The 16,493-nt window shown below is 73.3% G+C and carries 17 protein-coding genes; 11 read left to right on the top strand and 6 right to left on the bottom strand.

All coding sequences use genetic code 11. The annotated features are described in order from the left end of the window. Positions 1 to 65 precede the first annotated feature (65 nt). The 5 genes from Aru02nite_RS31790 (at position 66) to Aru02nite_RS31770 (ending at position 4,617) form a co-directional block, all read left to right on the top strand. Entirely contained in the window at positions 66 to 962 is an 897-nt protein-coding gene (locus Aru02nite_RS31790; protein ID WP_203663881.1) for a universal stress protein, read from the top strand. After that, complete coding sequence (locus Aru02nite_RS31785) at positions 959 to 1,990, top strand: alcohol dehydrogenase catalytic domain-containing protein (protein ID WP_203663880.1); 1,032 nt, start codon at positions 959 to 961, stop codon at positions 1,988 to 1,990. Before Aru02nite_RS31790 ends, Aru02nite_RS31785 begins: the two co-directional genes overlap by 4 nt. 14 nt (positions 1,991 to 2,004) lie before the next feature. Continuing rightward, entirely contained in the window at positions 2,005 to 2,403 is a 399-nt protein-coding gene (locus Aru02nite_RS31780; protein ID WP_203663879.1) for an STAS domain-containing protein, read from the top strand. Between the two features lie 27 nt (positions 2,404 to 2,430). Beyond that, positions 2,431 to 3,291, top strand: a complete 861-nt coding sequence (locus Aru02nite_RS31775; RefSeq protein WP_203663878.1) for a universal stress protein — start codon at positions 2,431 to 2,433, stop codon at positions 3,289 to 3,291. A 138-nt stretch (positions 3,292 to 3,429) separates the two neighbouring features. Next, the gene (locus Aru02nite_RS31770; RefSeq protein WP_203663877.1) at positions 3,430 to 4,617 is read left to right on the top strand and encodes a site-2 protease family protein; all 1,188 of its coding nucleotides are present in this window, start codon (positions 3,430 to 3,432) and stop codon (positions 4,615 to 4,617) included. Between the two features lie 20 nt (positions 4,618 to 4,637). On the opposite strand, the gene Aru02nite_RS31765 is transcribed toward Aru02nite_RS31770, so the two are convergent. Continuing rightward, the gene (locus tag Aru02nite_RS31765) at positions 4,638 to 7,376 is read right to left on the bottom strand and encodes a cation-translocating P-type ATPase (RefSeq protein ID WP_203663876.1); all 2,739 of its coding nucleotides are present in this window, start codon (positions 7,374 to 7,376) and stop codon (positions 4,638 to 4,640) included. Beyond that, positions 7,373 to 7,933 (bottom strand): hypothetical protein, encoded by a 561-nt coding sequence (locus Aru02nite_RS31760; RefSeq protein WP_203663875.1) that lies wholly within the window; start codon positions 7,931 to 7,933, stop codon positions 7,373 to 7,375. The genes Aru02nite_RS31765 and Aru02nite_RS31760 overlap by 4 nt, the downstream gene beginning before the upstream one ends. Before the next feature lie 150 nt (positions 7,934 to 8,083). Here Aru02nite_RS31760 and Aru02nite_RS31755 point away from each other — a divergent pair, with 150 nt between their 5' ends. Together Aru02nite_RS31755 and Aru02nite_RS31750 are read left to right on the top strand one after the other, a co-directional pair. Continuing rightward, on the top strand, positions 8,084 to 8,350 hold the full coding sequence (locus Aru02nite_RS31755; RefSeq protein ID WP_239077076.1) for a DUF1876 domain-containing protein: 267 nt from the start codon (positions 8,084 to 8,086) through the stop codon (positions 8,348 to 8,350). Further along, entirely contained in the window at positions 8,347 to 11,028 is a 2,682-nt protein-coding gene (locus Aru02nite_RS31750; protein ID WP_239077075.1) for a bifunctional acetate--CoA ligase family protein/GNAT family N-acetyltransferase, read from the top strand. The genes Aru02nite_RS31755 and Aru02nite_RS31750 overlap by 4 nt, the downstream gene beginning before the upstream one ends. Before the next feature lie 9 nt (positions 11,029 to 11,037). Here the strand turns inward: Aru02nite_RS31750 and Aru02nite_RS31745 are convergent, their stop codons facing one another. From Aru02nite_RS31745 to Aru02nite_RS31730, 4 genes are all read right to left on the bottom strand, one after another. Beyond that, a complete protein-coding gene (locus tag Aru02nite_RS31745) occupies positions 11,038 to 11,370 on the bottom strand; it encodes a hypothetical protein (protein WP_203663871.1) in 333 nt (110 codons plus the stop codon). A gap of 58 nt (positions 11,371 to 11,428) precedes the next feature. Beyond that, positions 11,429 to 12,286, bottom strand: a complete 858-nt coding sequence (locus tag Aru02nite_RS31740) for a universal stress protein (RefSeq protein WP_203663869.1) — start codon at positions 12,284 to 12,286, stop codon at positions 11,429 to 11,431. A gap of 5 nt (positions 12,287 to 12,291) precedes the next feature. Further along, a complete protein-coding gene (locus Aru02nite_RS31735; RefSeq protein WP_203663867.1) occupies positions 12,292 to 12,930 on the bottom strand; it encodes a phosphoribosyltransferase in 639 nt (212 codons plus the stop codon). Positions 12,931 to 13,130: 200 nt separating this feature from the next. Beyond that, positions 13,131 to 13,805: a CBS domain-containing protein gene (locus tag Aru02nite_RS31730; protein ID WP_203663865.1), complete on the bottom strand. Its 675-nt coding sequence runs from the start codon at positions 13,803 to 13,805 to the stop codon at positions 13,131 to 13,133. Positions 13,806 to 14,132: 327 nt separating this feature from the next. Between Aru02nite_RS31730 and Aru02nite_RS31725 the strand changes: the two genes are divergently transcribed. From Aru02nite_RS31725 to Aru02nite_RS37500, 4 genes are all read left to right on the top strand, one after another. After that, the gene (locus tag Aru02nite_RS31725; RefSeq protein ID WP_203663863.1) at positions 14,133 to 14,312 is read left to right on the top strand and encodes a hypothetical protein; all 180 of its coding nucleotides are present in this window, start codon (positions 14,133 to 14,135) and stop codon (positions 14,310 to 14,312) included. Beyond that, positions 14,299 to 15,204 (top strand): cytochrome b N-terminal domain-containing protein, encoded by a 906-nt coding sequence (locus Aru02nite_RS31720; protein WP_203663861.1) that lies wholly within the window; start codon positions 14,299 to 14,301, stop codon positions 15,202 to 15,204. The genes Aru02nite_RS31725 and Aru02nite_RS31720 overlap by 14 nt, the downstream gene beginning before the upstream one ends. After that, entirely contained in the window at positions 15,201 to 16,142 is a 942-nt protein-coding gene (locus Aru02nite_RS31715) for a hypothetical protein (RefSeq protein ID WP_203663859.1), read from the top strand. The genes Aru02nite_RS31720 and Aru02nite_RS31715 overlap by 4 nt, the downstream gene beginning before the upstream one ends. Before the next feature lie 84 nt (positions 16,143 to 16,226). Beyond that, positions 16,227 to 16,493 (top strand): tryptophan 7-halogenase (locus tag Aru02nite_RS37500; RefSeq protein ID WP_308446287.1); only part of this gene is annotated, 267 nt, incomplete at its 3' end.

The following is a 16,493-nucleotide window of genomic DNA, read 5'->3' as shown; positions in this document are numbered from 1 at the left end:
TCCGTTCGGCCCTGGGTGGGGTGGCGCTCAGCCGCTGAGCTGGGTGGGGGAGGTACACGATGGTGATGCCGAACAGGCCGATCCTGGTCGGGGTGGACGGATCCACCGCGAGCCTGCGTGCGGGGGCATGGGCGGGGGCGGTCGGGGCGCGACGTCACCGGCCCGTACTGCTCGTCAGCGTCTTCGACCAGCCCGGGTACGACTTCCTCGACGACGGCGAAGCGGTCGATCCGGTGGGGCCGGCGCGCGCCGAGGCACAGCGCCGGTTGCAGGAGCAGGAGGTACTGCTGCGCACCAGGTTTCCCGGCCTACGGGTGTCCGGGCGGACCGAGCGGGGCGCGGCCGCCGCGGTCCTGGTGGCCGCATCGGCCGGCGCCGAGCTGACCGTCGTCGGTCAGCGTGGACTCGGCGGCATGTCCGGCATGGTGCTCGGGTCGGTCAGCACGCAGGTCGCGGCGCACGCGTCCGGGCCGGTACTGGTGATTCCCGACGGACCGGGCTTCCCGGACACGCGCGGACCGATGCTGGTCGGCGTGGACGGCTCGGCCGGTGGCCAGGCCGCACTCGGGTTCGCGTTCGAGGAGGCGAGCTGGCGGCACACCGACCTGGTCGCCGTGCACGCCTGGATGGAACCGGGCAGCGCCGACCCGTTCACCCGCGCCCCGGACTACTACGACCCGGACGAGGTCGCCGACACCGAACACGTACTGCTCTCCGAGGCGCTCGCCGGCTGGCGCGAGAAGTACCCGGACGTGGCGGTGCGGCCGGTGCTGGCGCACGGCACGCCGGTGGACCAGATCCTCGCGTACGGGCGGACCGCGCAGCTGATCGTCGTCGGATCCCGCGGCCGCGGCGGGTTCGCCAGCCTCGTGCTCGGCTCCACCAGCCGCGCGGTCCTGCACCGGGCCACCTGCCCGGTCGCCGTCGTCCATCAGCGCAACGGAACGGGGGTCCCATCGTGAAAGCCCTGGTGTACCAAGGCAACGGCGGGAAGGCGTGGACCACGGCGCCGGACCCGGCGGTCGAGGGACCGCGGGATGCGGTGATCCGGGTCGACACGGCCACCATCTGCGGCACCGACCTGCACATCCTCAAGGGCGACGTACCGGAGGTCAAGCCGGGGCGCATCCTCGGCCACGAGGCCGTCGGTACGGTCGTCGACGCGGGCGCCGCGACCGGTCTGGCCGAGGGTGACCGGGTCCTCGCGTCGTGCATCTCCGGCTGTGGCAGCTGCGACTACTGCCGGCGCGGCAGGTACGGCCAGTGTCGCAACGGCGGCGGATGGATCCTCGGGCACCTGATCGACGGGGTACAGGCGGAGTACGCGCGGATCCCGTTCGCGGACCTGTCCACGCACCGGCTGCCGGCGGAGGTTCCCGACGAGGTCGCGGTGCTGTTCGCCGACATCATGCCCACCTCGTACGAGGTGGGCGTGCACAACGGCAGGGTTCGGCCCGGTTCGGTGGTGGCGGTGGTCGGCGCTGGACCGATCGGACTGGCCGCGCTGCTGTGCTCGCGGCTGTACTCGCCGTCCCATCTGATCGCCATCGACCCGGCCGCGTCCCGTAGAGTCGCCGCGGACCGCATCGCCGACTCCGTCGTCGCTCCCGAGGACGCGGAGGACGAGCTGCGGCGCCTCGGCGACGGTCTGGGCGCCGACGTCGTGATCGAAGCCGTCGGCCGGCCCGAGGCCTTCGAGCTGTGCACCCGACTGGTACGCCCCGGCGGGCACGTCGCCAACGTCGGTGTGCACGGGGCGCCTGCCGCGTTGCACCTGGAGAGCCTGTGGATCTCCGACGTCACGATCACCACCGGGCTGGTCGACACCTGGTCGACCCCGGAGCTGCTGCGGATGCTGTCCGGCCGGCTGATCGACCCGGCGGACCTGGTGACTCACCGGTTCGCCCTGACGGACATGACCGAGGCGTACGACCTGTTCGCCGACCCGGCCTCCAGCGGTGCGCTGAAGGTCACCCTGACCCGGACCTGAGTGGAGTGGTGCAGATGTTCACGCGACAACCGGTCGCCGGACTCGACGTCGAACGGCGGGACTGGTTCCACGGCACCGTCATCGCTCTGGTGGGCCGGTTGTCCGGGGACGACGCGGAAACTCTCATGGCTGTGGCCGCACGGCCGCCGGGGCCGCACGGCCGGATCCTGCTCATGGACCTGTCCCGGCTGTACCTGGCCACCGCCGCCGGTGTCGACGCCCTCGTGGCCACGGTCGGAGCCTTGACAGGGCTTGGCTACGACGTGCGACTGGCCAACCCGCAGCCGCTGGTGCGGACCGCGCTGTTCCTGGCCGACCCGCCGTCGACCATCGCGGTGTACCCGGACCTGCCTGCCGCGTACGCCGGCGGCGAGGACGGCCGGATCGACGACGCCACACAGTTCCGCATCTGACCGGGTCGACACGTCGGGGGGACGGTCATGAGTGGGAGCGGCAAGCCGGCCATCGTCGTGGGTGCCGATGGATCAGGCTGGAGCGAGGCGGCCCTCGACTGGGCGGCCGACGAGGCGTCGCGCCTCCGCGCGTCGGTACTCGTCGTGCACGCCTTCCAGTGGCCGGTCATGGGTGTTCCCCTCACCGGCGTTCCCGCCCGGTACGACCCCCGGGAGACCGTCCGCCGAATGGTCGCCGAGGCGGTCGCCCGGGTACGCAGCGCCGGCGTGCCGGTTGAGGGGAGGGTGGAGTCGGGGGCGCCGGCCGCATGCCTGTTGGCCGCCGGGCGCGGCGCGGCGGCGATCGTCGTCGGCAACCGAGGCCTGGGCGGGTTCACGGGACTGCTGGCCGGATCGGTCAGCGTCCAACTCGCCGAGCACGCCCCCTGCCCCGTGGTCGTCGTACGCCCGAACGCGGCGATCCCCGCGGATGCGCCGGTCGTTCTGGGAGTGGATCCGCCCGGCTCGGACCGGGCCGCCTGCTGGGCGTTCGCGGAGGCGGCGCGCCGCGACGTACCGCTCATCGCGGTGCACGCCTGGCCGGTGGCCGGCGGTGCGCCGCCGGACCTCGGTGATCCGGACGAGGAGTCCGAGGCCGAACGCATCTACGAGATGCTCCGCCGGTGGCACAAGGAGTACCCCGGGGTGCGCCTCGATGGCTACGACGCGCGTGGGCATCCGGCAGCTGTCCTGATCGACCGGGCCGCCGACGCCCAGCTCGCCGTGGTCGGTGCCCGCGGCCGGGGCGGCTTCCGCGGACTGCTGCTCGGTTCCACCAGCCAGGCGCTGGTACGCCATGCGCCGTGCCCCGTGGCCGTGGTCCCGGACACCTCCGATTCCGCCGGGTGAGCCGCCTGCCCGCCTGAGTCGGACCCGTGCCGTACACCCCGGGACACGAGGTGCCGGACGGCTGGCGCAGCACGGCCAGACGACCCTGGCCGCCCCCTCCACGGCGGCGGACCGTGGAGTAGAGGGGCGGTGAGTTCGATGCGCCAGACCATCTCGCTCGGTCGTATCGCGGGGATCCCCGTCGGCGTGCACTGGTCGGTCCTGTTCATCATGTTTCTGCTGGCCGACGGACTCGCGCTGACCGTGCTGCCCGCCGCGGCGCCACACCAGCCGGCCGCGGCCTACTGGGCGGGCGGACTCGGCGCCGCCGTGGCGTTCTTCGCCTGCCTGCTCGCCCACGAACTCGCCCACGCGCTCGTCGCCCGCCACTACGGCGTCCCCGTCCGGCGGATCACCCTGTGGCTGCTCGGTGGCGTGTCCGAACTCGGCGGCGATCCGCCCAGCCCGAAGGCGGACCTGTTGGTCGCCTTGGCCGGACCAGCCGCCAGCGTGCTGTGCGGCGCCCTCGCCGCCGGCGCAGCCGTCGCCGCGCAGGCGGCCGGAGCGCCCCGGCTCGCCGCGGCCAGCCTGCTCTGGCTCGCCACGATCAACGGCATACTCGCGGCGTTCAACCTGCTGCCCGGCGCACCGCTCGACGGTGGCCGGGTGCTCCGGGCCGTGATCTGGCGCGTGCGCGGTGATCGCGCCGCCGGCACCCGGGCCGCCGCGTACACCGGTGGGCTGCTCGGCACGCTGCTCGTGGTGGCCGGCGTGCTGGAGGTGCTCCTGACCCGTAGCCTGTCCGGCATCTGGCTCGCCCTGGTCGGGATGTTCCTGAGCTGGGCGGCGGGCGCCGAACAGCGTACGGCGGCGCTGACGGATCTGGTCTCCGGCGCGACCGTCGGGGACATCGTGCACACCGTTCCCGTCTGCGGGTACGAGAGCCAGACCGTCGACGCGTTCGTGCGGTCCGTCGCCAGCCGCTGCACGTACCGGCAGTTTCCGGTCCTCACCATCGGCGGGCAGGTACTGGGAACCGTGAGCCTGGGACGGCTCGCCCAGGTACCCACGCCGGCGCGGGCCACTGTCCAGCTGGGTTCGCTCGTGGTGCCGATCCGTGGCCACGACCTGCTCCGGGCCGACCAGCCGCTCGTGGACGCCCTGCGACTCGCCTCGGCAGGGCGCCTGGTCCCGGTGCTCGACCGGACCGGGATCCTCGCCGGGGTCGTCACCGGTACGGACATCGCCCATGCGGTCGAGCTCGCGGCCCTCGGCGTACCGCCCGACGCGGGCGGTGGCGACGTCGGGCTCGCCACGGGACCGCCGCCCCGCATCGGTCTCGGCTGACCGCAGGACCGCGGTACGGCTCAGCGCAACGAGGCCCCGGTGCTGGCCGGTGCCCGCCGCTCGGGCGTGCTTCGACCGGCGGCCCGACGGTCGTCACGGTGCCGAACCGCGGCGCGGCGCAGCTCGTCGGCACACCACACCACGAACGGGAACGTCGCCAGCAGGAACAGACAGACCGGCGGCAGCGCTGCCGTGCCGAGTACTGCCTGCACCGGCGGCAGGTAGCTCGCGGCGAGCGCGGCGGCGACCCCGACGCCGAGCCCGGCGAGCAGACGGCGGTTGCTCAGCACACCGATCTGCCGCAGCGCGGCCCGACTGGTCCGCACGGCCATCGCGGTACCGCACTGGCACGCCACGATGCCCAGCCACGCCATCGTCGTCGCCTGCTGGTACGCGTGGTGCAACGGGCTGCCCACGCCCGTCGGGTCCCCGGGCTGCCAACCGGCACGGTGCAGGACCCACAGGAAACCGCCGAAGCTCAGCGCCGCGGAGATGACGCCGAGGAATCCCCACGCGCGCGCCAGCATCGCCGGTCGGACCACGTTCTCGTGCCGCGGCCGCGGCGGTCGCGCCATCAGCCCCGGCTCGGCCGGCTCGCGTCCCAGCGCCAGCGCGGGCAGGATGTCGGTGCCGAGGTCGATCGCGAGGATCTGCAGCACCGTCAGGCCCAGCGGGACCGCCCCGCCGCTGAGCGCGAACACCAGGAACGGCACCACTTCCGGTACCGCGTGCGTGAAGATGTACACGATGAACTTGCGGATGTTGTCGTAGACGCGGCGCCCGGCGGCCACCGCGGCGACGATGGTGCCGAAGTCGTCGTCGGTGAGGACCATGGTGGCGGCCTCCCGCGCCACGTCCGTGCCGGACCGGCCCATGGCGACGCCGATGTCCGCCCGGTGCAGCGCCGGTGCGTCGTTGACGCCGTCGCCGGTCATCGCGACGACCTGGCCGGTCGACCGCAGGGCGTCGGCGATGCGCAGCTTGGCCTCCGGTGACGTACGGGCGAACACGATCTCGCCGGGCTCGGCCAGCAGCCGGTCCAGATCGACCTCGGGCATGGCGTCGAGCCGGTCGCCGGGGACGACCCGGTCCGCGCCGATGCCGACCTGCCGGGCGATCTCGGCGGCGGTCGTGCCGTTGTCCCCGGTGACCACGTGTACGCGGATGCCGGCCTGGTGTGCGTCCCGGATGGCCTCCGCCACTCCCGAGCGGGGCGGGTCCAGCAGCGCCACGAGACCGAGCAGCCGGAGGTCCCGCTCGGCGTGGCCACGATCCACGGGCGCCGCGATCACGCCTCGCCGGGCGACCGCGAGTACCCGGAGACCTTGTCGCGCAAAGGATTCGACCCGTTCGGCGATCCGGGTGCGATCGTCGGCCCGGAACGGCGCGCCGTCCGCGCCGATGCCCGTGCACAGTGGAACGATCGACTCGGGTGCCCCCTTCGCGTGCACCGCGAGTTCACCGGAGCCCTCGATGTCCACAGTGGACATACGCTTCAGATGTGGCTCGAAGCCGAACAGGCCACGCCGCCTGGCGTCCCTGCCCGCCGTGTCGATGCCGAGCCGGCGCGCCAGGTCGACGAGGGCGGTCTCGGTCGGGTCGCCCCGGCCGGGTTCGGCGGTCGTGCATGCCGCAGCGGACAGGGCCAGCAGGCGCACGTCGTCCGGCAGGTCCGTGGTGCCCGGTTCGACCGTTCCCCCGGCCGGAGTCCACAGTCGTACCGCCCGCATCCGGTTCTCGGTCAGAGTGCCGGTCTTGTCGGTGCAGATGACCGTGGTGGAGCCCAGTGTCTCCACCGCCGACAGCCGCTTGACGACCGCGCCGCGCCGAGCGAGGTCGCGTACCCCGACCGCGAGGGCGAGCGTGATGGTCGGCAGCAGGCCCTCCGGGACGTTCGCCACGATCAGCCCGACGGAGAAGCTGATCGCAGCCGCCAAGCCAAGGCCGGCGGCCAGCCCCGCCGGCAGGAACGCCAACCCGGCGCCGACGGCGACCGCGGCGATGAGCCAGGCGACCCGCTTCACCTGGCGCTCCAGCGGGCTGTCGGCGCGCGCCACCCGCTCCGACAGGGCCGCGATCCGGCCGATCTCGGTGTGCATCCCGGTCGCGGTGACGAGCGCCCGTGCCTCGCCCTCGGTGCACGAGGTACCGCTGAAGACCAGGTCGCGGGCGGCGAGAACCGGACCGGTGGTGTCGACCAGTTCGGCGGACCGGCGCACCGGCACCGATTCGCCGGTGAGCGTGGAGGCGTCGACGAACAGCTCACCGTCGATGAGCCTGCCGTCGGCGCAGATCCGGTCGCCCTCGTCGATCAGCAGCACGTCGCCCGGCACGAGCTCGGCCGCGTCGACGCTGACATGCTCACCGTCGCGTACGACCCGGGCGAGCGACGGCAGGTACGCGGCGAGCGCCTCGACCGCGCGTTCGGCCTCGACCTCCTGGACGAACGCGAACGTGGCGTTGAGGGCGACCACCGCGCCGATCGCACCGGCGAGCAGCGGGCTGCCGCTCAGCCAGGCCAGAATCGCCGCGACCGCCAGCAACAGCGCCAGCGGTTGGGTGAGCTGGGCGCGCAGTTCCTGCGGCCATCGGCGACCGCCACGGCGCCGCAGTTCGTTGCGGCCGTAAGAGACCAGCCGACGGCGGGCCTCCCGGCCGGACAGCCCGGTCGGGATGGCCCGCAGGTCCCGGTAGAGGAGCGTGCGCGCCTCACGCGGGTCCGGTGTACTCGGATCGGCACGGTCCTCCGGCGCGCTCACCGCAGCCACGGCACGCGCCGGACCAGCGGCGTATGCGACCACCAGCGGCCCAGGCCGAGCGTGTCACCGGCGTGCAGTGCCAGCAGGGCGACCAGCAGACCGGCGTAGATGAGGTGGTCGTCCAGGAACGGGTTGCCGGCCGGCGGCAGCACCACGCTCCACATCATCACCAGCAGTACGACACCGGCGATGGTCGCGATGCGCATCCCGATCCCGGCCATCAGGGCCACACCGATGCCGGCCAGGGCGAGCATGAACAGCCAGTCGGCCCAGCCCGCGCCGGCGATGCTGTGGTAGAAGCCGGCGAACGGCCCGGTCGCCACTGTCGACAGGAATCCCTTGGTGGGGCTACCGCCGTGGATCCAGGCGGACTTCGTCAGGGTGTCGTGGCTGAGGCCGAAGAGCTTGTCCAGGAACGCCCACAGGAAGATCCATCCCATCCCGAGCCGCAACCCCGCCATCGTGTACCGGCCGACGGTCGCGGAGCTGATCGCTCGGGTGCTCGTCCTCGGAACGGGGACGGCCGCGCCGGACTGGCCATGCGTCGCCGCACTCATGGTCCAACCTCCTCGATAGGGCTCACCGACAGTCAGCGCCTCCGGCATGCGACGCCACAGTGCCGACCGGCCGGTCACCGCGGGACCGTTCGGCCCTGTCCCGGCGAATCCGGCCGCGGTGGACTGGCGGTACGCGGTGAGGAGGTCGTGATGCACGAGAAGCGTTGGCGGGTCGACATCTTCGTCGACGAGCACGAGGGCAGCACGTACGCCGAGGCCCGGTTGCAGACGGGTGAGGCCGCCTCCCTCGTCGGCATCGGTCGTGCCCACATGAACCCGGCGGACAAGGACGTTCCGGAGATCGGCGACGAGCTCGCGGTGGCTCGCGCGCTCAACGACCTGGGGCACCGGTTGCTGTTCTCGGCGGCGACCGACATCGAGGCGGTCACGCACGAACGTGTACGGCTCGAACGGTGACCGGTGACGGCCCCACGTCCGGCGGCGGCGTGGACGCACTGAGCGCGGACGGCCACATCGTACGGATCCGTCCGGGCCGCCCGCACGATGCACCGGACATCGGTGCGTTGCTGCGCGGCACGTCCTCGTACAACCGGTACCTGCGGTTCTTCAGCAACGCGCCCGGGGCGGTCGACGCCGAGATCGCACGGCTGAGCCGGCCTCCGGACGGTGACCACGCGGTCCTCGTCGCGGAACAGTGCGGCGACCTGCTGGGCGTGGCGTCCTACGAGCGGTTGGCACCGGACCGCGCGGAGTTGGCCGTCCTGGTCGCCGATGACTGGCACGGACGCGGCGTCGGAACGCTGCTGCTGGAGGAACTTTCGGCAGAAGCTCGCCGGCACGGCATCGACACCCTCGACGGCGACGTACTGGCCGCCAACACCGGCATGCTCAAGGTGTCCCAGGGACTGACCGCCGGCCTGGACCACGAGCCGGCGGGTGTCGTCCACATACAGATCGCGACGCTGCCCGGTGACGCGGCACTCGCGGCGATGGATGCCCGGGACCGCGCCGCGCAACGCAGCTCGCTGCGTCCGCTGTTCGCCCCCGCGGCGGTCGCCGTGATCGGCGCCGGCCGTACCGACGGCGTCGGGCACGACGTGCTGCGGTCCCTGCTCGACGCCGGATTCACCGGCCGCGTGTACGCGGTGAACCCGCACGCACGGCACGACGTGGCGGGCGTCCCCGCGTACCGGTCCGCGCTCGACCTCCCGGAGCCCGTCGACCTCGCGGTTCTCGCCGTCCCGGCGAGAGCGGCGGCGCGGGCGCTCGCGGAGGCCGCGCAGCGCGGCGCCGGTGCCGCGGTCGTACTCGGCTCCGGATTCGGCGAGTCCGGGGACGGCGGGCGCCAGTCCGACCTGCTGCGCGCCGCGCGCCGCGCCGGGGTCCGCATCGTCGGCCCGAACTGCCTCGGCGTGATCAACACCGACCCCGCGGTACGCCTCGACGCGTCGTTCGGCCCGCACCGACCCGATACCGGTGGGCTCGCTGTCGCGTCGCAGTCGGGCGCCGTCGGCGTCGCACTGTTGGACGGTGCGTCGCGCGCGGGGATCGGCGTCTCGGCGTTCGTGTCCCTCGGCAACAAGATCGACGTCTCCAGCAACGACCTGCTCAGCTTCTGGTACGACGACGCGCGGACCCAGGCGGTCGCGCTGTACCTCGAATCGTTCGGCAACCCGGCGCGGTTCGCCCGCCTTGCTCGCCAGACGGGCCGGCGCAAACCCGTTCTCGTGGTCAAGAGCGGCCGCTCGGTCGGCGGCCGGCGCGCCGGAGCCGCACACACCGCCGCCGCGGCGACCCCGGACGCGATCGTCGACAGCCTCTTCGCGCAGGCCGGCGTGATCCGCACGGATGACCCCGACGAACTGCTCGACGCCGCGCGGCTGCTCGTCGACCAGCCGGCGCCCACCGGCGACCGGCTCGGCGTCATCGGAAACGCCGGCGGGTTGAACATCCTCGCCGCGGACGCCGCCGAGGCCGCCGGGCTGTCCGTACCGGAACTGTCCGGGACGCTCGTGGACACGCTCGACGGCCCGACCCACCCCGGCGGCCTCACCAACCCGGTCGACCTCGGCGCGGACATACCTGCCGACACGCTGTCCGACGCGGTACGGACGCTCGCCCGGAGCGGAGAGGTCGACTGCCTCGTCGTCGGACTCATCGCGTTGCGGGGCAACCACCCGTGCACGCTGCTCGCCGCGGTCGCGGCAGCTCTCGACACCGCTCCCGACCTGCCGGCCGCCGTCGTCCTGGTCGGTGCCGACGACGCCCCCGCCTGTGTCGGCAACCGCCGGGTACCCGTCTACGTGTCACCCGAACGCGCCGTCCGCGCGCTCGGCCGCGCCTGTCGGTACGCCCGGTGGCGCCGCACGCCAGTCGGGCGGGCCGTCACCCCGCCGGGAATCGACGCGGCAGCAGTACGCGCCGCCGTCGAGCGCGCGCACGACGGGGGTGCCGCCGACTGGTTCGACCAGGACACGGCGACCCGCCTGCTCACCGCCCTCGGCGTACCGCTGGCAACGGGCCAGGTGGTGCCTGCGGACCGGGCGGTGCGCGCCGCCGAGTCGATCGGGTACCCGGTGGCGGTCAAGTCCGCCGACCCGCACCTGCTGCACAAGTCGGACGTCGGCGCCGTACGGCTGGGCATCGTCGACGCCGGCGGGGTCCGTGCCGCCGCGAGTGCCGTCCGTGCCGCGGACGGAGACGCGGACGGTCGGGTACTGGTACAGGCGATGGCCGCGCCCGGGATGGAGCTGATCGCCGGGCTCCGGCACGATCCGCTGTTCGGGCCCGTGGTCCTGCTCGGCGCCGGGGGAACCGTGACGGAACTGCTCGGCGACCGGGTCCTGCACCTGCTGCCGCTGACCGACCGGGACGCGGCCGGGATGTGGCGTGCCCTGCGTACCGCGCCACTGCTCACCGGCTACCGGGGGTCGCCCCGCGTCGACACGGCGGCCGTCGAGGACCTGCTGCTGCGGTTGTCGTGGCTCGCCACGCACGCGTCGGAGGCGACCGAGATCGACCTCAACCCGGTCGTGGTCACCCCGACCGGCCTGACCGTCGTGGACGCCAAGGTACGACTGGGGCCGCCGACGTACGATCCCGACCCGTACCGGCGGGTGCTGCACGGCGTCTGAGGAGCCACGTCAGCGGTCCGGGCGGTGGTTGCGGCGGCGTTCGCGCCGGCGACCGGTCGCCACCGCCGCCGGCCGGGCCAGCGCGCTGAAGACGGTCGAGATCCCCAGCATGAAGCCGAAGTTGTACCAGTTGCCGTTGTTGTGGACCTCGTAGATGTTCACGTGGTCGTTGAACAGCGACACGAGGAAGGTGACGGGGCTGATGAGGCCCTGCCAGAGACCCAGCCAGAACCCCGCGGGCTGCGAACCGCTGGTGGCGACCACATCGTTCGGCCCGGCCGCGCATCCCGCGAGTAGCAGCAGTGGCAGCGCCACGAGGGCGGCCCGTCGGTACCTGGTCATGTCGCTTCCCGCCTCCCATCCGTACCGCCGGCGCCCCGTGTCGGTCGCCGAGGGGTCGTCACCGACGCAGGACCGCGACCGGGCAGGGCGCGTCCAACAGGACGGTCAGGGCAACCGGGCCGAGCGGGTCGTGGCCCGGATCGGCGTCCCGCTGGCCGATCGCGAGCAGCTGCGCGCCGCTGGCGGCGCGCAGCAGGCCGGTGCCCGGATCATCGGACCGCGACACGGCGAGCTTGACCATCACCTCGGGGAACCGGTGACGCAACCGCTCCACCCGCTCGGCGACGAGGCTCATCGAACCGGGTACCGCGGCGAAGTGCGTCTCCAGCATCCGTTCGTCGAACCAGTAGTCCTCGCCGCCGCCGTCCGTGGCGACCCGCACCGCCGCCAGGGGCAGCCGCCGCGCCGCCGCGTACTCGAACGCGAACCGCAGGGCGGCGTCCCCGCCCGCCGACAGGTCCACACCGACGACCACGTGCCCGGCGTACGGTCCGGGCGGGCCGTCCCGGTCCGGCCGTACCACCGCCGCCCGTGCGCGGGCGCGGGCGACGACCGACACCACGGGTGGCCCCAGCACCCGCTCCGGCCAGCCGATCCGCCCGGGAGAACCGACCACCACCATGTCTGCGCCGCGCGCGGCCTCGGCGAGTTCGGTGGCCGGATCCCCGTGCCGGAGACACGGATCGAGCCGGGTCGGCGGCAGCCAGCGGGACGCCCGGTCGCGGGCCGTGGCCAGAACCTCCTCGGCCGCGTCCAGCGCCTCCTGCGACAGCCGATCCTCGTACGGCTGGGCCACGCAGACCAGCAGCCGCGCGCCGGTGACCGAGGCGTACCGGGCGGCCCAGTCCAGCGCCGCCCAACCGGTGCCGTCGACACCCACCACGACCGTGTTGCGGTGAACCGACGCGTCGTCCATCGCCGCTACCGCCCCGCCGTGGCGGGTTCGTCGACCGGACCGAGCAGGCCGAGTACGTCGGCGTCGGTCACCGCCGGGAAGTCGACGTACCAGTCGCGCACGGCTGTCGCCCGAGGGGGCGTCACCGCGCGCGGCAGGTCGTCGGCGAGATCGGAGAGCGCGGCGACCGCATCGGCCGGGATCACCGGCGCCGCGAACACGACCCGCCGCGCGCCGCGGCTGCGTGCGAGCCGGCACGCCACCCGGGCGGTGGCGGAGGTGACCACACCGTCGTCCACGAGGATCGCGGTACGGTCGACCAGCGGTAGGGGCGCGTGCCGCATCCGGTAGACGGCGACCTCGCGCGAGACCTGTGCCTCGGCGCACCGGACGAACTCCACGAGCTGGTCCGGCCCGAACCGGTGGATCGCATGGCGCAGCTGGGGCTCACCGGTCTCGGCAACCGCCCCGAGCGTCAGCCGCCGGTCCGCCGGTGTCACCCGGCGGACGACCAGCACGTCCATCGGGATCGTCAGGAGCCGGGACACCTCCCGCGCGACCGGCACCCCGCCGCGCGTGATCCCCAGGACGACCGCCTCGTCCACGCACACCCCGGACAGCCGGTGCGCGAGCATCCGGCCGCCCTGCGCCCGGTCCTGGAACATGCCAACCACCCCGCGCCCCACTCTGCGGCCCGTACGGTGGCCCGGGGGAGGGCCGGACGGCCCCTGTTGCCCGGGCCGGTCGTGGGGCCCATGTGGCCGTACGGACGGCGTATTTCCGGTCGACGGGCACCCCGCGGCCCGGCGCCCGTCGAGTACGCCCGCGGCGCCCGACGTGTCGTCCACCACGACGGCGCCCGGTGTCACCCCGTCGCCCGTCGGTCGCCGCCCTGGTACGTCAGGTCGTTGACGACGCCGGTGACGCCGTCGACGTTCCGCACCAGCCGTACGGCCCGGTCGATGTCGCCAGCCTCGGACAGTTGCCCGGTCAGGGTGGCGAGGCCCGCGCGGACCCGTACGTCCACGTCCGGTGGACCGACCCGCAAGACGAGCCGGAACACGTCGTCGACGATCTCGGTACGGATCGCCTCGTCGGTCCGGCGGAAGGCACGCAGCAGGTCGCCGCGCGTCACGATGCCCGCCACGCGGCCCTGCCCGTTCACCACCGGTAGCCGGTTGATGTGGTTGTCGATCATGATGCGGGCCGCCTCGGCGACCGCCGCCTCCGGCGCGACGACCAGCGCCGGGAAGGTCATCAGGTCGCGCGCGGTCCGAGCGCCCACCGCGTCCACCCCGCCGGCGTCGGCGGCGTGCCTGTGCAGCAACCGCCGCCGCGGTGCGCGGTCTCCGGACTCGGCGACCCCGGCCAACAGGTCGGTCTCCGACACCACACCCAGGACGACACCGGTCGAAGCGACCACCGGTGCACCCGATATGCCGCGTTCGGCGAACAACTCGACGATCCGCCGGTACGGCGTGTCGGTCGTCAGCAGCAGCACGGCGCTCGTCATCACCGCGTCGACACGCATCCACCCCATTGCCGCCTCCCGGGGCCGTACCTGCGGGCGTACGTGACGCCCGGGCGGGGACACCGCACCACCGGTGCCCGTCCATGGTCGGGCGCGTTGCCGGCGACGACGAAGTGCCAGAGGTCCCGTACTCGACGCCGGTCGGCCCCGCGGCGCGGATAGCCTGCGCGCCTGACGTGAGGTACGTGCCCTGCCGTCCGCGTCGACGGGCCGTTCGTCCCCGGTAACGCAAGCCGAACGGCCGCACCGGACTCCGCGGCGGCGGGCTCATTCTGGGGTCACGGATTCCGTCGCCGCGGAACGTCATCGGACGGCGATGGAAGGAGCGTGGGAACCATGAGCTGGGGCCGAGCGCTGTCGACGCCGGTGGACCTGAACCATCCCGGCCACTACCTGCACTGGGGTGTCGTGCAGCTGTCCCTGGCCAACCTGGTCGTGATCGGCCTGATGATCCTGCTGTTCGTCCTCGCACTGATCGTCCCGTTCCCGAAGGGGAAACGCCGTGGACGACGCTGACCCGGACCTGCGTGACGACACCGAGGCCCCGGCGACGGGGTGGACGGCCGCGGTACGCCGCCGCGCCGTACGGGCGCTGCCACCGGACCGGCTGCTACCCGACAAGCAGCCCAGCTACGTGGCGTCCTGGGTGTACGTGTTCGGCGTGCTCACCCTGTCGGCGCTGGTCGTGGCGCTGGTGTCCGGCGGCCTGCTCGCCCTGTATGGGCCGGCGTGGTGGCACGGCTCGTCCGTCGGGCACTTCGTCAACAGCACCCACCTGTGGAGCGTCGAACTGTTCTTCGCCTTCATGGTCATCCACCTGTGGGGCAAGTTCTTCATGGCCGCGTGGCGGGGCCGGCGCGCGCTCACCTGGATCACCGGCGTCCTGGCGTTCGTCGGCTCGATCGGTACGGCGTTCACCGGCTACCTGGTCCAGCAGAACTTCGACTCGCAGTGGATCTCCACCCAGGCCAAGGACGGGCTCAACGCCGTCGGCATCGGTGCGTACTTCAACGTCCTCGACTTCGGCCAGATGCTGCTCTGGCACGTCGTGCTGCTCCCGCTGGTCATCGGTGTCCTCACCGTGCTGCACATCCTGCTGGTACGCCGGCGCGGCGTCGTCGAACCCCTCCCGTACCGGCGGCGTGATGGTGGAGACAACGGACCGGATGGACCCGCCGAGGCGAGTCCGGCGGGCGCGGCCGAGCAGCCCGGCGCCGCGTCCGACGAGGCGCGTCAGACGGAAACGACGGGTCCTGTCGTGGGGACGCCCGACCAGGCGCCTCAGGCGGAACCGACGGAACCCGGCACGGCGACGCCCGATGAGACGCGCCCGGCCCAGGCGCCGGGCGGCCCGTTCGCGCCGCCCGGCGCTCCGGGAGACCGGTCCCGGCGGGAGGGCCCAGCATGACCGAGACACCGGCCACTGGCCAGTCCTACCGGCCGTACGACCTGGTCAAGGAGTTCGTGATCGCGCTCGGCGTGGTCGTCGTACTCACCGTGGGTCTGGCCGTGGTGTTCTCCTCGCCCGACGACCGGCCGATCACGCTGGCCAGCTGGTCGAACGCCGACCCGAACGACTTCGTCGCCACCTCCGTGACCGAACTCGACGGCACCAGCGCCACCGCCACCTACGGGCCCCCGTACACGACGACGTCCGGTGCCGCGCAACGGATCGGGCCGCTGTCCCCGCAACAGTGGGCGGGAGTCCGGCATCCCGTCGACACCGCGCACGACTTCGTACTCGATCCGCTGGAGCGGGCCAGCGCCCACGATCCGCTCCTGTCCCTGGCGCTCCAGGTGTACGCGACGGCACCGTCGGCCCAGGAACGCGCCTGGACCGCCCACTACTCCGCCGCGCTCGCCAAGGCGCCGGGCGGTGACCCCACCAAGGTGCCCGCGGGCGACTACGGGCCCGTTCCCGTCATGATGGGTCGGCTGCTCGGGCTGGCGCAGGCCGGCGGCCTGGACGGGACGCTGCAGTCCGAGGGCGGCGTCCGCTTCTACCAGACCGACTACACCCGCCCACTGCTGTACCTGTCCGACGGCAGCTACCTGGAGTCGCGGGCGCGCGCCCAGCACCTGGCCGGCGACCAGTGGGGCATGATGAACGAGACCGGCAACTACCCGGGCCAGGCCTGGTTGTGGCTCTACACCTTCTGGTACCAGGTGCCGCCGTTCTCGTCGTCCGCCAACGCCGACGCGCTGGTGTGGGGCGTGATGGCCGTGCTCACCCTCGCGCTGGTGCTGCTACCGTTCATCCCCGGACTGCGGTCGATCCCGCGCCTGGTCCCGGTCTACCGGCTGATCTGGCGCGACCACTACCGACGGCAGAACCCGCCGCGCTGACCGCGTGCGCCTTCGGCGTCGCGCCGCGGTGGATCGCGTCGCACCGAAGCGTTGCCGCGGTTCCCGGAACCCGCGGACGGGCCGATGGTTCCCGCGCGACCGGTCCTGCGGCACTGTCCCGGTGCCGCCGGATCGGCTGAGCTGGGGGCAACGACGCCGGTGCCCGGCCCGTGGCCGTACGGGCGGGCGAAGGGCAGAGGGGTGATGGGGCATGTGGTGATCCTCGGTGGCGGAACCGCCGGGAGGGTCGCGGCCAACCGCCTGCGTCGCAGGCTCGACCGGGACGCCTGGCACATCACCTTGGTCGACGCCGACGACGAGCACGTGTACCAGCCGGGACCGCTGATGGTG

This window comes from Actinocatenispora rupis (assembly GCF_016861975.1).
In the GTDB taxonomy this organism is placed as follows: Bacteria; Actinomycetota; Actinomycetes; order Mycobacteriales; family Micromonosporaceae; genus Actinocatenispora; species Actinocatenispora rupis.
Note: the sequence above shows the minus strand (reverse complement) of the source record. Positions and strands in the feature narration are given on the sequence as shown.

Bases quoted from the DNA above. Each gene is read 5' to 3' on its own strand.
- Aru02nite_RS31730 (WP_203663865.1), bottom strand. From the start codon at position 13,805: ATGGGGTGGATGCGTGTCGACGCGGTGATGACGAGCGCCGTGCTGCTG.
- Aru02nite_RS31780 (WP_203663879.1), top strand. From the start codon at position 2,005: ATGTTCACGCGACAACCGGTCGCCGGACTCGACGTCGAACGGCGGGAC.
- Aru02nite_RS31735 (WP_203663867.1), bottom strand. From the start codon at position 12,930: ATGTTCCAGGACCGGGCGCAGGGCGGCCGGATGCTCGCGCACCGGCTG.
- Aru02nite_RS31770 (WP_203663877.1), top strand. From the start codon at position 3,430: ATGCGCCAGACCATCTCGCTCGGTCGTATCGCGGGGATCCCCGTCGGC.
- Aru02nite_RS31755 (WP_239077076.1), top strand. From the start codon at position 8,084: ATGCACGAGAAGCGTTGGCGGGTCGACATCTTCGTCGACGAGCACGAG.
- Aru02nite_RS31715 (WP_203663859.1), top strand. From the start codon at position 15,201: ATGACCGAGACACCGGCCACTGGCCAGTCCTACCGGCCGTACGACCTG.
- Aru02nite_RS31760 (WP_203663875.1), bottom strand. From the start codon at position 7,933: ATGAGTGCGGCGACGCATGGCCAGTCCGGCGCGGCCGTCCCCGTTCCG.
- Aru02nite_RS31775 (WP_203663878.1), top strand. From the start codon at position 2,431: ATGAGTGGGAGCGGCAAGCCGGCCATCGTCGTGGGTGCCGATGGATCA.
- Aru02nite_RS31740 (WP_203663869.1), bottom strand. From the start codon at position 12,286: ATGGACGACGCGTCGGTTCACCGCAACACGGTCGTGGTGGGTGTCGAC.
- Aru02nite_RS31725 (WP_203663863.1), top strand. From the start codon at position 14,133: ATGAGCTGGGGCCGAGCGCTGTCGACGCCGGTGGACCTGAACCATCCC.
- Aru02nite_RS31745 (WP_203663871.1), bottom strand. From the start codon at position 11,370: ATGACCAGGTACCGACGGGCCGCCCTCGTGGCGCTGCCACTGCTGCTA.
- Aru02nite_RS31790 (WP_203663881.1), top strand. From the start codon at position 66: ATGCCGAACAGGCCGATCCTGGTCGGGGTGGACGGATCCACCGCGAGC.